This window comes from Streptomyces sp. NPDC001970 (assembly GCF_053594115.1).
In genome coordinates, this window is the sequence record NZ_JBSFDW010000004.1 from 302,144 (window position 1) to 316,564 (window position 14,421).

Consider the following 14,421-nt stretch of genomic DNA (forward strand, 5'->3'; position numbering starts at 1 on the left):
GCGGTCGCGGGCCCCTGGCTGCGCCGGCGGCCCGCCGGTCAGAGCGCTGTGAAATCAGAGCGCTGTGAAATCAGAGCACCATGAAGCGGTCCAGCTCCCGCGCCTTGCCGCGCAGCCTGTCCGCCCACGCCTCGTCGTCCGAGTCGGCAGGCATCCCCGGGGGCGCCGGGACCTGGACGTCCCGGAGCTCCCCGCCCGGACCGGTGGCGGGCGGCGTCCAGCGCAGATCGACCCGTGCGCGCTCGGCGAGGACGACCATCGTGGCCACGAATCCCTCGGAGAGCGCCACCATGACGGCGTGCCGCGTCCGTTGTACGTGGAGTTGATTGGCCTTGATCCCCATTCCGTGGAGTGATGGGCCGGTGGCGATCGGCCGCACTGAACTGCTGGCACCACCAGGAGAGTTGGGCTCAGGTCCGCCCTGGCCGGACCGTGGCCGACGGACAGCCGGAAGACCACCGCCGCCATCCGCTACGCAGTTGGCAGCACCAAGTGGCGTGCCTCGTATGCCGATTACCCCACGCCGGTCGGGGGCCCACCTCTTCTTCCGCCGCCGGCCGGGCCAGGGTCGGGCTCCGACCCGGAGAGGCCTGACAGATCGAGGTGAGGAGCTGTATGATCCCCGCGATGATGACTCATTCTGCTGGCAGATTGGGGGTCCCGTCCGCGCAAGGTGAGTGCTGATGCTCACTCAGACCGCGAATGGGGATTCCCGCCTTTCCCTCTGGCTGCGCGTGCGTGAGTTCGCCGTGCCGCCGTCCATGATCGAGACTGCGACCGCCCGCCGTTGCGCCGGGGACTGGGCGGGGGCGTGCGCCGCCGCAGGCATCGATGTCGATCTCAATCTGCGTTCCATGGCGCGTACCCATGGCCAGGAACTCGCGGCCCGAGTACGGGCCGATCTCCGCCATCTGGCTCCCGACCTGTTGCGCTGGCACATGCCGAGGATCGCTCCCGACGGGCTGCTGCGCCCGGGGCTGACCATCGCCCTGGCTCGGTACGACGCTGCGGGGCGTGACGGCGCATACCCGGTGCACCTCGTGGCCCGGACTCCGCCGGCCTGGGCGGATGCCGGTCAGCGGATCAGCCTCGCGCTGTGGGACGGATCCCACTCCGAGGCCGGCGCCGGCCGGTATCCGCATCCCCATCCCAACCGGCGGTTCCGCCTCGACCTGCACCGCCACCTGTGGGACGCGCGCAGGACCGATGAGCTGCGGACCCGGTCCGGGGCCGATCGGCTGCCCGCCGACGACATTCCTGTGATGGACCCGGATCTGCCGGCGTCGGTGACGCAAGGGCGTCGCTGTGCCATTGACCGGTGGGCGGCCGAGGCGGGGATTCTGCTCCACGCCGAGGGGCGGCCCACCGGCACCGTCACCGTGCGGATCGGGGCCCGGCATCGGCTGGTCCTGGACCTGGTCGCGGACAGGGACGGCGTCGGGCCGCCCGCATTGCGGGTCGCGGCGGCGTCCACGGATGACGGCGGTTCCGCGCTGCCGGTCCTGCCCGACGCGGCGACCTGGGTACTCCCCGACCTGGAACTGATCCGCACCGGTTCGATCGGGGCCGATCGGCTGCACCCGCTGGTCGCCTCGGCACTGGTTCCGGAGCATTCGCCGACCGGTTCCACCGGGATTCCGGACCGGGCCCGGCACCCGCGCCTGGTGGAATGCCGGGGAGCCCAGCACCGGATCGGCCTGGTCGACGGGGTACTGGCCCCGCTGGACCACGACCCGGCCGAGATCCGCCGCGAGGAACTGCTGGCCGCGCTGACCGGTACTCCGCTTCCCTGCCTGCAGGTGATCGACAAGGCGCATCGTCGTCCGGACTCCCTGGACGGCGTCCGCGAGCGCCTGATCCACGGCGACACCGCCGGTGCGCTGGCCGTCGTCGAGGACCTGCTGGGCCCCGGCGCGCTGCTGCGCGACGGCGCGCTGCGGGACGAACTGGAGACGGCCGCGCGGCGGCGGATCACCTACGGACTGTTCAGGGCGGGCCTGGTCGAAGCCGGACCCGGCCGCATCCGCCCGGATCGTCGCCGTCCCCGTGACCGCCGCACCCACCCGCGCCACGCGACCTCCCGCTGACCCGGGGACCTCCACCTCCGTCCCCCTGCACCCACTCGCCTCACGACGAACCCATAGGTGATCACACATGCCCACGTACACCCCGTTCGCTGCCACCGGCACTCCCTCCGCCCCGGACCACGCCTCTCAGCTCGATGTCTCCCAGCTCGACGCCTCTCAACTCGACGTCGCCGGCGAGTTGCTGGCCCTGCTGCGCGACTCCACCACCGAACCGCGCCCCGACACACAACTGGAGGCCCTGACGCTGGCCGTGGCCGCCGACCTGCCCGTACTCCTGTGGGGTGAGCCGGGGATCGGCAAGACCGCGGCCCTGACGCAGCTCGCCGCGGCCCTGGACCTGCCGCTGACCACAGTGATCGCCAGCGTGCACGAGCCGTCCGACTTCTCGGGGCTGCCCATCGTCGGGGACGATCCCGCGGAACAGGGTGTCCCCATGGCCCCGCCGGACTGGGCCGTGCGACTGGTACGGGCCGGCCGAGGGCTGCTGTTCCTGGACGAGCTGTCCACCGCGGCACCGGCCGTTCAGGCCGCCCTGCTCCGCCTCGTGCTCGAGCGGCGGATCGGCTCCCTGCAATTGCCGCCCGGGGTCCGGATCGTGGCCGCCGCCAATCCACGCTCCTCGGCGGCGGACGGCTGGGAGCTGAGCCCGCCTCTGGCCAACCGGTTCGTTCATCTTCAGTGGGCCCACGACCACGAGGTCGTCGTGCGCGGCCTCGGTGGGACGTGGCCCCGGGCGTCCCTGCCACAGCTCGACCCGGAGAAGTTGTCGGAGGCCGTGCACTTCGCCCGCCGTGCGGTGTGCGGGCTCCTCGCCGCCCGCCCCGGGCTCGTACACCGGCTGCCCAGCAACGAAGCCCGCCGCGGTGGCCCCTGGCCGTCACCTCGAAGCTGGGAGATGACCCTGTGCCTGATCGCCTTCGCGACCGCGGCCGGCTCCTCCCGGGAAGTGCTCTCCCTGCTGGTCCGGGGCACAGTGGGGGACGGACCGGGGCTGGAGCTGCTGGCAAGCCTGGACCGGATGGACCTCCCGGACCCCGAGGTGCTTCTCGCCGACCCGGCTGGTGCCACCCTGCCCGAGCGGGGGGATCTGCGCCAAGCCGTGCTCGACGGTGTGGTGGCGGCGGTCCGCAAGCGCCCGGACAAGTCCCGCTGGGACGCGGCGTGGGCGCTCCTGGTCAGGGCGCTGGACACCGGAGCCCCGGACCTGGTGGTCGTCCCCGCGACGACACTCGCCTCGCTGCGCCAGGAGGACTGGGACGTTCCGGCATCGATCGAACGGCTCGCCGGAGCGGTGTCCCTGTCCCGCCGGGCAGACCGCGCGGCGGCCCGGGCCGCGGTCGCCACGAAGGCCGGCCGATGATCGCGGACGCACCGAGGGCACTGGACCTCGACAAACTCTTCGCCGCCAGACTGCATGCCGCCCGGGTCCGGCCCTACCTGGCGACGGCGCTGTTCGCCCTGCACACCGTGGAGTCACGGCGGGTACCGACGATGGCCGTCGACCGGCACTGGCGGTGCTACGTCTCGCCGGCGTTCGTGGACCGGACCCCGGTGGAGGAGCTGGCCGGGGTATGGGTGCACGAGGTGTCGCACCTGCTGCGCGACCATCACGGGCGCAGTGACCGGGTCGCGCGGGAGCGCGGGCTGACCGGCCCGGGGGAACGGCTGCGGATGAACATCGCCGCGGACTGCGAGATCAACGACGACGCGTTCGGTGACGGGTTGGTCCGGCCCGAAGGCGCCGTCACGCCGAGGACCTTGAAGCTGCCCGAGGGGGAGCTCATGGAGGACTACTTGGGCCAGTTCCGGCTCGGGCAGCGTACGCAGAGCCTGGCCTGGCTGGACTGCGGCAGCGGCGCCGACGGACTGGAACGGGAGTGGGACCTGGGACCGGACGGCGCGCACGGTCTGAGCGCACAGGAGCGGGACGCGGTCCGGTTCCGCGTGGCGCAGGGCATCACCGCCCGTCCGGGGAGCGCCCCGAAGGGATGGAGGCGGTGGGCGGAGGAGGCGTTCCACCCGCCGCAGCCGTGGCGGGAGCTGCTGGGAGCGGCGATCCGCTCGGCAGCCTCCGGCGCCGGCGCGGGCGACGACTACACCTACGGCCGGCCGGCGCGACGCTCGGCCGGGGTGCCAGGCGTTGTACTGCCGAGCCTCCGGCGCAGGCCGCCTCGGGTCTCCGTGGTCATCGACACATCCGGATCGGTCAGCGACGCCGAACTGGGCAGCGCTCTCCACGAGGTTGCCGCGATCTCCCGTGCCGTGGGCGGCCGTCGCGACCTGATCACCGTGCTGCCGTGCGACGCGGCGGCCCGGATCGTGCACCCGCTGTGCCACGCCGAGGGAATCCCGCTGGTGGGCGGTGGGGGTACGGATCTGCGCACGGGCTTCGCCAAGGCGCTCCGGGCGCGGCCCCGACCGGATGTCATCGTGGTCCTGACCGACGGACAGACACCCTGGCCGGACACGCGACCACCGTGCCGGACGGTGGTGGGCCTGTTCCCCCGGCAGCAGGCAGCCGGGTCGTGGGACGAGGCCAACCCCGATTACGTGCCGGACTCGCCGCCCGCCTGGGCACGAGTGGTGGTCATCGGGTCGACTCCCGCTGCTCGGTGAGCCCCCGCGGGATGGCGCGGACACGGGCTGCCCTCGAAGCCTGGCGTGCTACCACGGAAGCGATGCGGTGGACATGGCGGCAGTCCTGGCGGGTCACTCCACGTGTGCGGTTCGGCCACGTATGTGGCTGGGTCAGGCGCCGGCCCCGATGGCTGCCGCACGCGCCGGGCATGAACAGCTGGGCATGAACGACCGTCTTCGCGGCTCTCGCTCGACGTCGTCGCTGAAGCAACGGCAGCCCTCGGCGCAAAGCCCTGGCCGCAAGAACGACCGGGCTGGTTGATCATGTGTGGGACGCCGGCATGGTCGGATTTCGCCAGGCAACCGGGTATGGCCGCACATGGCCGCATCTGCCCCCTCGGCTGCCACTCCGCGCTCGTATGCTCGCTGCATGACGGATCACCAGCCCGGACCGCAGCCCGGCCGCCCCACCGCCAACGCCATGCGCCGTGCCCTGAAACGCTCACGGGACGGTGTCGCCCTCGATGTCGCCGAGGCCGCCGTGTTGTTGCAGGCGCGGGGGGAGGATCTGGACGACCTGTGCGCGTCCGCCGCCCGGGTGCGGGACGCCGGGCTGGAGGCGGCGGGGCGGCCCGGTGTCATCACGTACTCGAAGAGCGTCTTCATTCCGCTCACCCGGCTGTGCCGCGACAAGTGCCACTACTGCACCTTCGCCACCGTCCCCGGCAAGCTGCGCCGCGCTCGGGCTACGGAGGGGGTACCTCCCACGTCGAAGACCGTGGGGGCGTTCATGTCGCCGGACGAGGTGCTGGACATCGCCCGCCGGGGCGCCGAACTGGGCTGCAAGGAAGCGCTGATCACGCTCGGGGACAAGCCCGAGGACCGCTGGCCCGAGGCGCGGGAGTGGCTGGAGGCCGAGGGGTACGACGACACGATCGCATACGTACGGGCCATGGCGATCCGCATCCTGGAGGAGACCGGGCTGCTGCCCCACCTCAACCCCGGGGTCATGACCTGGACGGACTTCCAGCGGCTCAAGCCGGTCGCGCCGTCGATGGGCATGATGCTGGAGACCACCGCGACCCGCCTGTGGAGCGAGCCCGGCGGGCCGCACTACGGCTCGCCGGACAAGGAGCCGGCCGTGCGGCTGCGGGTGCTGGAGGACGCGGGGCGCAGCTCCGTGCCGTTCACCAGCGGGCTGCTGATCGGGATCGGGGAGACGTACGAGGAGCGCGCGGAGTCACTGTTCGCGCTGCGCCGCGTCTCACGGGCGTACCACGGCATCCAGGAGCTCATCATCCAGAACTTCCGCGCCAAGCCGGACACGGCCATGCGCGGGATGCCGGACGCCGAGCTGGACGACCTCGTCGCGACCATCGCCGTCGCACGGCACATCATGGGTCCTTCGGGCTGTCTGCAGGCGCCGCCGAACCTCGTCGACGACGAGTACCGGCGTCTGATCGGCGCCGGGATCGACGACTGGGGCGGGGTGTCGCCGCTCACCATCGACCACGTCAACCCCGAGCGGCCCTGGCCGCAGATCGAGCAGCTCGCCGAGCAGTCCGCGGCTGCGGGCTTCGAGCTACGGGAACGGTTGTGCGTGTACCCCGAGTTCGTGCAGCGCGGCGAGCCCTGGCTGGACCCGCGGCTGCTGCCGCACGTACGGGCCCTGGCCGACCCGGAGACGGGACTGGCCGACGAGGACGCGCTCGCGCGGGGCCTGCCCTGGCAGGAGCCCGAGGAGGCGTTCACCTCCGCCGGGCGCACCGACCTGCACCGCACCATCGACACCGACGGGCGGACCTCGGACCGCCGCGACGACTTCGACGAGGTGTACGGCGACTGGGAGGCGCTGCGCGAGGCCGCGGCGCCCGGCATGGTGCCGTCCCGAATCGACACGGACGTCCGCGCGGCGCTCGCGACCGCCGCCGACGACCCGACGAAGCTCACCGACGACGAGGCCCTCGCGCTGCTGCACGCGGACGGGCCCGCGCTGGACGCCCTCACCCGTATCGCCGACGACGTCCGCAGGTCGGCCGTGGGAGACGACGTCACGTACATCGTCACGCGGAACATCAACTTCACGAACGTCTGCTACACCGGCTGCCGGTTCTGTGCCTTCGCCCAGCGTCGCACGGACGCCGACGCGTACACGCTCTCGCTCGAACAGGTCGCGGACCGGGCGGCGCAGGCGTGGGACGTCGGGGCCGTCGAGGTCTGCATGCAGGGCGGTATCCACCCGGACCTGCCCGGTACGGCGTACTTCGACATCGCGCGGGCCGTGAAGGAGCGCGTGCCCGGCATGCATGTGCACGCCTTCTCGCCGATGGAGGTCGTCAACGGCGCGACCAGGACCGGCATGTCGATCCGGGAGTGGCTCACGGCCGCGAAGGAGGCCGGGCTCGACTCGATCCCCGGGACGGCCGCCGAGATCCTCGACGACGAGGTGCGTTGGGTGCTCACGAAGGGCAAGCTGCCCACCGCCACCTGGATCGAGGTCGTCACCACCGCCCACGAGCTGGGCATCCGCTCGTCCTCGACCATGATGTACGGGCACGTGGACCAGCCCCGGCACTGGCTCGGCCACTTCCGTACGCTCGCCCGCATCCAGCAGCGGACGGGTGGCTTCACGGAGTTCGTGACCCTGCCCTTCATCCACACCAACGCGCCCGTGTATCTGGCGGGCATCGCCCGGCCGGGGCCGACGACCCGCGACAACCGCGCGGTGACGGCGATGGCCAGGCTGCTCCTGCACCCGTACATTCCGAACATCCAGACCAGCTGGGTGAAGCTCGGCACCGAGGGCGCCGCGGAGATGCTCCGCTCCGGGGCGAACGACCTGGGCGGCACGCTCATGGAGGAGACGATCTCCCGGATGGCGGGCTCCAGCTACGGCTCGTACCGCTCGGTCAAGGACCTGGTCGCCATCGCGGAGGCGGCGGGGCGGCCGGCCAAGCCGCGTACGACGCTGTACGGGGAGGTGCCGGAGGAACGGCAGCAGGCGGCCATGGCCTCCGACGGCCATCTGCCGGAGCTGCTGCCCCTCGCCGACTGAGGCTACGGGTCTCGGCAGGACCGGGCTCTCGGCAGGACCGGGGCGTCGGCAGGACCGGGGCGTCGGCAAAGACCGGGCCTCGGCGGTGACCGGGGCGTCGGCAAAGACCGGGCTCTGGGCAGGACCGGGGTCTCGGCAGGACCGGGGCGTCGGCAAAGGCCGGGCCTCGGCGGTGACCGGGGCCGGGTCCCCGTCAGGACCCGGCCCCGAGCACAGGGGGCGCAGGCTCTGGCCGGCCACCAGGTCCCGCTTCGGCTCGTGCAGCCGGCGGCGACCGCGGCGCAGGCGGCAGGGACCGTGACGCCTTTCACAGCTGTGACTGCGGTGACAGTGGTGACTGCGGTGACGGCCCTGACACGAGTAAGAAGGGCCACGCGGCGGATCCTGCGGGTCCCGCACGACACAGCCGGAAATCCACCATGAACGGTGATCAAAACCGGCCTGAGGGGCGACCGGCCACATACCCTTCCGGCTCGATTCCGCCCATGAAGCGATCTCCCGCGGTCGATTACAGTGCTGCGCACGAATGGGGAGGGAGTTGCGCGTGACCACCGCAACCACAGCCGTCTGGGGCCGTACCGAGCAGCAGGACTTCCGCGCCCGGGTGCGCGGCTGTCTGCTGGGCGCGGCCATCGGCGACGCGCTCGGCGCCGGAGTCGCGCAGACGACCCTCGACGAGATCCGCGCAGCCCACGGCGCCGACGGCGTCGGCGACTTCGTTCCCGCGTACGGCCGCCGCGGCGCCGTCACCGCCGCGACCCAGCTCACCCTCTTCACCGTGGACGGGCTGATCCGTGCCCAGGTGCGCCGGGACACCGGCGCCTGGCACCCGCCCACCGACGTGCACCGCGCCCATCTGCGCTGGGCGGCGACCCAGCGCGACTGGGGCCCCGACGAGCGCCGCAAGGACAATGGCTGGCTCGCCCGCGAGGAGTGGCTGTACGCCCGCCGCGACCCCGACCGCTCCACCCTCACCGGGCTCGCCGACGAGTTCCTCGGCACCCTCGACAAGCCCAAGAACCCCACCGCGCGCGACGCCGGAGCGCTCGTCCGCTCGGCGCCCTTCGGGCTGCTGGTCGGCTGGGAGCCGCAGCTGGTCTGCCAGCTCGCCGTCGAGTGCGCAGCCCAGACCCACGGCCACCCCACCGCGTACCTCTCGGCCGGTGCCTTCGCCGTGATCGTGCACGGCCTGGCCCGCGGTGAGACCGTCGACGGGTCCGTCCAGCGCGCCCTCTCCCTGCTCGCGGCCCGCCCCGGCCACCAGCCCGTCACCGACGCACTGAAGCAGGCCCTCGGCGCCGTACGGCAGGGCATCCCGAGCGCCGCCCGCATTGCCGCCCTCGGCAACGCGCAGCACGCCGAGGACGCCCTCGCCGTCGCCGTGTACTGCACCCTCGTCAGCGAGGAGATCCGCCATGGCCTGCGCCTCGCCGTCAACCACGACGGCCCGTCGCACACCGCGGGCACCCTCTGCGGCGCTCTGCTCGGCGCCCTCCACGGCGAGACCGCCCTGCCCGCGGCCTGGCTCGCGGAGCTGGAGGGCCGCCCCACCATCCTCGAACTCGCCGACGACTTCGCCATGGAGATGACCCAGGGGCCGGCCCTCCACGGCCCGGGGGTCTCGTCGCCGGGCTGGCTGCTGCGCTATCCGAGGGGCTGAACGACAGAGCGCTGAGCGACCGGGGGCCGCACGACCGAGGGACTGGACGCCGGCCCGAAGGGCTGAACGACAGGGGCGGGCGGCCCCCCGTACGGACCGCCCGCCCCTGCCGTCGCTCCTCGGCTGCCGTCTACTCCTTGGCGGCGGGCTGCGTCACCGTGTCGCCGGCCGCGGCCGGGCCGGGGATGGCCGCCGTGGCCGCCCCGTCCCCACTGCCCGGGTTGAGCTGCGCGAGGATCCCGTCCCGCTCCGGTGTGTCCTCGGGCTTGATGTAGCCGATGAGGATGAAGAGCACCAGCGAGACCGCGAGCGGGATGGAGACCTGGTACTGCAGCGGGACGCCGCCCTCGACGTTCCAGTTGATCGGGTAGTTCACCAGCCAGAACGTCACCAGGCCCAGACCCCAGCTGAGCAGCGCGGCGGTGGGGCCGCACTTGCGGAACCACGGCAGCAGACCGAGCATCAGCGGGATCGCGATCGGGCCCATCAGACCGGCCACCCACTTGATGACCACGGTGATGATGTCCCCGAAGAAGGCCGAGTTGACCTGGGTCGCGATGGCCATCGACAGACCGAGGAAGAGCAGCGTCGACCAGCGGGCGGCGAGCAGTCCGGCGCGGGTGTCCCATTCGCGGACCTTGTGGGAGACGGCGGGCATGATGTCACGGGTGACGACCGCCGCGATCGCGTTGGCGTCGGAGGAGCACATCGCCATCGTGTGGGAGAAGAAGCCCACGACGACCAGGCCCAGCAGACCGTGCGGCAGGAGTTGTTCGGCCATCAGGGCGTACGAGTCGGCCGGAACGACGTCCGTCTCGTCCCTCAGGATCACCGGCGCCACCCACATCGGGAAGAACAGCACCAGCGGCCAGATCAGCCAGAGCAGGGCGGACAGCCGGCCCGAGCGCTCGGCGGAGCGGGCGGAGTCGGTGGCCATGTAGCGCTGGGCCTGGTTCCACATGCCGCCGTTGTACTCGAAGGTCTTGATGAAGAGGTAGGCGATCAGGAAGACCATCATGTACGGGCCGGCGAGCGGCTCGGCGTGACCCGACATCGCGGGCTCGTCCCAGACGCTCCACAGGCTGCTGAAGCCGCCCAGTTCGGCCATGACGGCCACCAGCATCGCGATGCCTGCCAGGAACTGGATGATGAACTGGCCGAGTTCCGTGAGGGCGTCCGCCCACAGGCCGCCGACCGTGCAGTACACGGCGGTGACCGCGCCGGTGATCAGGATGCCCATGTTGAGCGAGACACCGGTGAAGACGGAGAGCAGCGTCGCGATGGCCGCCCATTTGGCGCCGACGTCCACGATCTTCAGCAGGACACCGGACCAGGCGAGGGCCTGCTGGGTGGGCAGGTTGTAGCGGTCCTTGAGGTATTCGAGCGGTGAGGAGACATGGAGGCGTGAGCGGACCCGGTTGAGGCGTGGGGCGAAGAGCCGGGAACCGATCGCGATGCCGATCGCGATGGGGAAGGACCAGGTGACGTACGAGGTCACGCCGTAGGTGTAGGCGATGGCCGCGTACCCCGTGAACATGACTGCGCTGTAGCCGGACATGTGGTGCGAGATGCCCGACAGCCACCACGGCATCTTGCCGCCGGCGGTGAAGAAGTCGCTGACGTTGTCCACGCGCTTGTGGGACCAGACGCCGATGGCGACCATCACGCCGAAGTAGCCGATGAGCACGGTCCAGTCGAGACTGTTCATGTCCTGCCCCCTCCAGGGGTCCGCCTTGTGAACGCCGTTCATGGTGTGGCCATTTGCGCGGCCACGACAACGAGTCGAAAGGTCAAGAGCAAGTAAAATTGTTCGAGTTATTGACCTTCATTCACATCCATGACCGCGCGAGAGGCGAAGAGGGGCCGCACGGCGATGCTCGCCCGTGCGGCCCGAGGGGGAGGTGGGGTGCGGGTTACCGCATCAGCTCACCGGCGTTGACCAGCAGCGACTGACCCGTGATCGCCCGCGCCCGGTCGGAGGCGAGGAAGGTGACGGCCTCCGCCACGTCCCCGTCCGTGGCCAGTTCCGGCAGAGCCATGCGCTCGGTCAGCCGGCCGAGCACGTCCGACTCCGGTACGCCCTCGGTGTGCGCGGTGAACTGGACGTACGCCTCGACCGGCGGCCCCCACATCCAGCCGGGCAGCACGGTGTTGACCCTGATCCGGTGCGGGCCGAGCTCGCGCGCCAGGGAGTACATCGCCGAGGTGAGTGCGCCCTTCGACGCCGCGTACGCCGCCTGGCGGACCTGGGAGGGGGCGGCCACCGCCGACTGGGTACCGATGATGACGACGGAGCCGCCGCGTTCCTTCAGCGCCGGCAGGCAGGCCCGGGTCATGCGCAGCGTTCCCAGCAGATTGACGTCGACGACCTGCTGCCAGGTCGCGAAGTCGGCGTCCTCCAGGCCGCCGAAGCAGCTGTCCCAGGCGGCCACATGGACTACTGCGTCGATCCGCCCGAAGCGTTCGACGGCGAGCGCCGCAAGCGCCTCGCACTGCGCCTCGTCGGTGATGTCGGTGGAGCGGTGGGCGGTGTGGGCGCCCTCGGGGTCGATCTCCGCGGCGGTCTTGGCGAGATTCGCCTCCGTGCGCGCGCCGAGGACGGCGTTGCCTCCGTCGCGTACGACGGTCGCGGCGACCTGGTGCCCCAGCCCGGCGCCGACGCCGGACACGATGACGGTCTTTCCCTGCAGCAGCATCTCGGCGCCTCCGGGCTCTGGTCCTTCATCTGACGGTGCGTCAGAGTAGGTCCGTCCACCGGAGGAGGGAAGGGGAGCGTCGTGAGCGAGGACACTCGGTCCGAGGTGTACGCGGAACTGGCGGCCGTCGGCCCCTACGGAGTCCACCCGGGCCATGCCCTGATCACCATGGTCGAGCCGCATCCCGGCCACGAGTACGCGTACAACCGCTGGTACGAGGACGACCACTACTACGCGGGCGCGATGGCGATGCCCTGGATGTACGCGGGGCGGCGCTGGGTGGCGACCCGGGAACTGCAGCTCCTGCGCTACCCGGAGAAGTCGGCGGTCGCCCAGCCGGTGACGGCCGGGTGCTACATCTCCACGTACTGGATCACCGAAGGGCGCTACGACGACCACATGAAGTGGACCGTCGGCATCAACAAACGGCTGAACCGCGACGGCCGCGTCTATCAGGACCGTACGCACGTCTTCACCGCGTTCCAGGACCATGTGGCGACCGTCTACCGGGACGGCGCCGCCGGTCCGCGCGACTGCCACGCGCTCGACCACCCCTACGCGGGGCTGGTGGTGGAGGTGATCGACGCCGAGGGGCCGGAGCAGCGGGCGGAGCTGCTGGAGTGGCTGCGGTCGCGCGAGCTGCCGAGGCGGCTCGCCCCCCAGGGGAATGTCGCGGCACCCGCGGCCATGGTGGCGGTCTTCCGGCCGACGCCGCTCCCGCTGGACCGGATGTCGTACGTCAAGCAGGTGGAGGGCGTCGACACGCGCCTGACGCTGCTCTGGTTCCTGGAGGAGGACCCGCGCGCCTGCTGGGAGGACCGCTTCGCGGACCTGGAGGCGGGGGAGCTCGGGAGGGTGGAGCTGGTGGCACCGTTCATCCCGACCGTGCCGGGGACGGACCGCTATGTGGACCAGCTGCGCTGACGCGGTACTGCGGGGGAGAAAAGCCGAGCCCCCTCGGCCGGGACGGCGGACCAGTCGAGAGGGCTCTGTCGTTGAAATCCGGTATTTTCCGTTGGTTCCGGTATTTCAGTATCCCTTGAGGCCGAGGTCCGACCAGGTCTCCTAGAGGGAACCCTTGCTCACCTCGTGCACGAAGGCGTTCCACGAATCCGGGACGAAGGTGAGCGAGGGTCCCGCGGGGACTTTGGAGTCCCGCACGGCGATTGCCTGCACAACGGGGGACTTGACCTCGACGCAAGCGCCGTTTCCGCCGGAGTACGAGGACTTGGTCCACGTGTCCAGGGCGCCCTTTTGAATAGCCATGTGCATCTCCGGTTCCAGGTTGGTCGTTGCCGCCGACGTTCCTGACGGCGTGATCACGACGCTACTTGGCGGGCTCTCCGGATGAGAACGGCCGTTCACCCGACCGGATGGCATATTCCAGTGTGGTCTTCCGGGAAACGCTTGTGACGGTGTACCGTGCGCGCCCGCGAGTTTGTTGCTCGGGCGTCACCTGGCGTATCCCTTGGCGATGTCCTCGATGAACTCCCGGGTCTGGTCCACATTCAGCGCCTGCGCGCGCAGGTGCTCGTACATCACGGTGTATTTGTGGACGTCGTTCGCCTTCTCCAGATAAAGGTCGCTGGTGACACCCTCGATGTAGACGACGCTCGAGTCCGATGCGTCCGGAAACTCCAGCACCGCGTAGTGCCCGGTGATGCCGGGGTGCGCGCCCATGCTGAACGGCAGCACCTGGACCGTGACATGGGGCAGTTGCGACTGCTCCACCAGGTACTCCAGCTGGTCGCGCATCAGCTGCTCATTGCCCACCACGCGGCGCAGCGCGGCCTCGTCGACCACCGCCCACAGCCGCAGCGGATTGTCGGGCGTCGTGATGCGCTCCTGCCGGCGCATCCTGACCTGCACCCGCTTCTCGACATCGCTGACCGGTGTCTCGGGCAGTGCACCGGCGATCAGGGCCTCCGCGTACTGCCGGGTCTGGAGCAGGCCGGGCACGATCTGCGGCTCGTACACGCGCAGGCTCGCGGCGTCGGTCTCCAGGCCGATGTAGACGCTGTACGGGATGTCGCCGAAGGCGTGCCACCAGCCCTGCTGGCGGGAGTCCTTGGCCATCTGCATCAGCGAGTCGACGACCCGGTGGTCCTCGACCTCGTACACCCCGCAGAGATCGCGGACGTCGCGCTGGCTGATCGAACGCCGGCCGTTCTCCAGCCGGCTGATCTTCGACTGGGAGACGAGAAGGCGCTCCGCCACCTCCTCCGCGGTCATGCCCTTGAGCTCGCGGAGCCGGCGCAGCTCCTGACCCAGGCGGCGGCGCCTGACGGTGGGGTTGACGTTGGACGCCACGGAAACTGCACCTCCGGCTAGGGACTTCATCTGTTC

At 71.0% G+C, this 14,421-nt stretch carries 11 protein-coding genes; 6 read left to right on the forward strand and 5 right to left on the reverse strand.

Going from position 1 to position 14,421, the window contains the following annotated elements; translation table 11 throughout:
- Positions 1–70 precede the first annotated feature (70 nt).
- A complete protein-coding gene (locus tag ACWCP0_RS08010) occupies positions 71–343 on the reverse strand; it encodes a DUF6086 family protein (RefSeq protein ID WP_451078007.1) in 273 nt (90 codons plus the stop codon).
- A 340-nt stretch (positions 344–683) separates the two neighbouring features.
- Between ACWCP0_RS08010 and ACWCP0_RS08015 the strand changes: the two genes are divergently transcribed.
- The 5 genes from ACWCP0_RS08015 to ACWCP0_RS08035 all read left to right on the forward strand — a co-directional run bounded on the left by ACWCP0_RS08015 (position 684) and on the right by ACWCP0_RS08035 (position 9,379).
- Positions 684–2,087, forward strand: a complete 1,404-nt coding sequence (locus ACWCP0_RS08015) for a hypothetical protein (RefSeq protein ID WP_451078008.1) — start codon at positions 684–686, stop codon at positions 2,085–2,087.
- A gap of 67 nt (positions 2,088–2,154) precedes the next feature.
- Entirely contained in the window at positions 2,155–3,447 is a 1,293-nt protein-coding gene (locus ACWCP0_RS08020) for an AAA family ATPase (RefSeq protein ID WP_451078009.1), read from the forward strand.
- Positions 3,444–4,703, forward strand: coding sequence for a vWA domain-containing protein (locus ACWCP0_RS08025; protein ID WP_451078010.1), 1,260 nt, complete (start codon positions 3,444–3,446; stop codon positions 4,701–4,703). Before ACWCP0_RS08020 ends, ACWCP0_RS08025 begins: the two co-directional genes overlap by 4 nt.
- 391 nt (positions 4,704–5,094) lie before the next feature.
- The gene (locus ACWCP0_RS08030) at positions 5,095–7,719 is read left to right on the forward strand and encodes a bifunctional FO biosynthesis protein CofGH (RefSeq protein ID WP_451078011.1); all 2,625 of its coding nucleotides are present in this window, start codon (positions 5,095–5,097) and stop codon (positions 7,717–7,719) included.
- 544 nt (positions 7,720–8,263) lie between these two features.
- Positions 8,264–9,379, forward strand: a complete 1,116-nt coding sequence (locus ACWCP0_RS08035) for an ADP-ribosylglycohydrolase family protein (protein ID WP_451078012.1) — start codon at positions 8,264–8,266, stop codon at positions 9,377–9,379.
- 130 nt (positions 9,380–9,509) lie between these two features.
- On the opposite strand, the gene ACWCP0_RS08040 is transcribed toward ACWCP0_RS08035, so the two are convergent.
- Together ACWCP0_RS08040 and ACWCP0_RS08045 are read right to left on the reverse strand one after the other, a co-directional pair.
- Complete coding sequence (locus ACWCP0_RS08040) at positions 9,510–11,087, reverse strand: sodium:solute symporter family protein (RefSeq protein WP_451078013.1); 1,578 nt, start codon at positions 11,085–11,087, stop codon at positions 9,510–9,512.
- Positions 11,088–11,292: 205 nt separating this feature from the next.
- Positions 11,293–12,075 (reverse strand): SDR family oxidoreductase, encoded by a 783-nt coding sequence (locus ACWCP0_RS08045; protein ID WP_451078014.1) that lies wholly within the window; start codon positions 12,073–12,075, stop codon positions 11,293–11,295.
- Between the two features lie 81 nt (positions 12,076–12,156).
- Here ACWCP0_RS08045 and ACWCP0_RS08050 point away from each other — a divergent pair, with 81 nt between their 5' ends.
- Positions 12,157–12,999, forward strand: a complete 843-nt coding sequence (locus ACWCP0_RS08050) for a hypothetical protein (RefSeq protein ID WP_451078015.1) — start codon at positions 12,157–12,159, stop codon at positions 12,997–12,999.
- A 141-nt stretch (positions 13,000–13,140) separates the two neighbouring features.
- Here the strand turns inward: ACWCP0_RS08050 and ACWCP0_RS08055 are convergent, their stop codons facing one another.
- The gene (locus ACWCP0_RS08055) at positions 13,141–13,341 is read right to left on the reverse strand and encodes a DUF397 domain-containing protein (protein ID WP_451078016.1); all 201 of its coding nucleotides are present in this window, start codon (positions 13,339–13,341) and stop codon (positions 13,141–13,143) included.
- 186 nt (positions 13,342–13,527) lie between these two features.
- Positions 13,528–14,385, reverse strand: coding sequence for a helix-turn-helix domain-containing protein (locus ACWCP0_RS08060; RefSeq protein WP_451078017.1), 858 nt, complete (start codon positions 14,383–14,385; stop codon positions 13,528–13,530).
- Between the last annotated feature and the right edge of the window lie 36 nt (positions 14,386–14,421).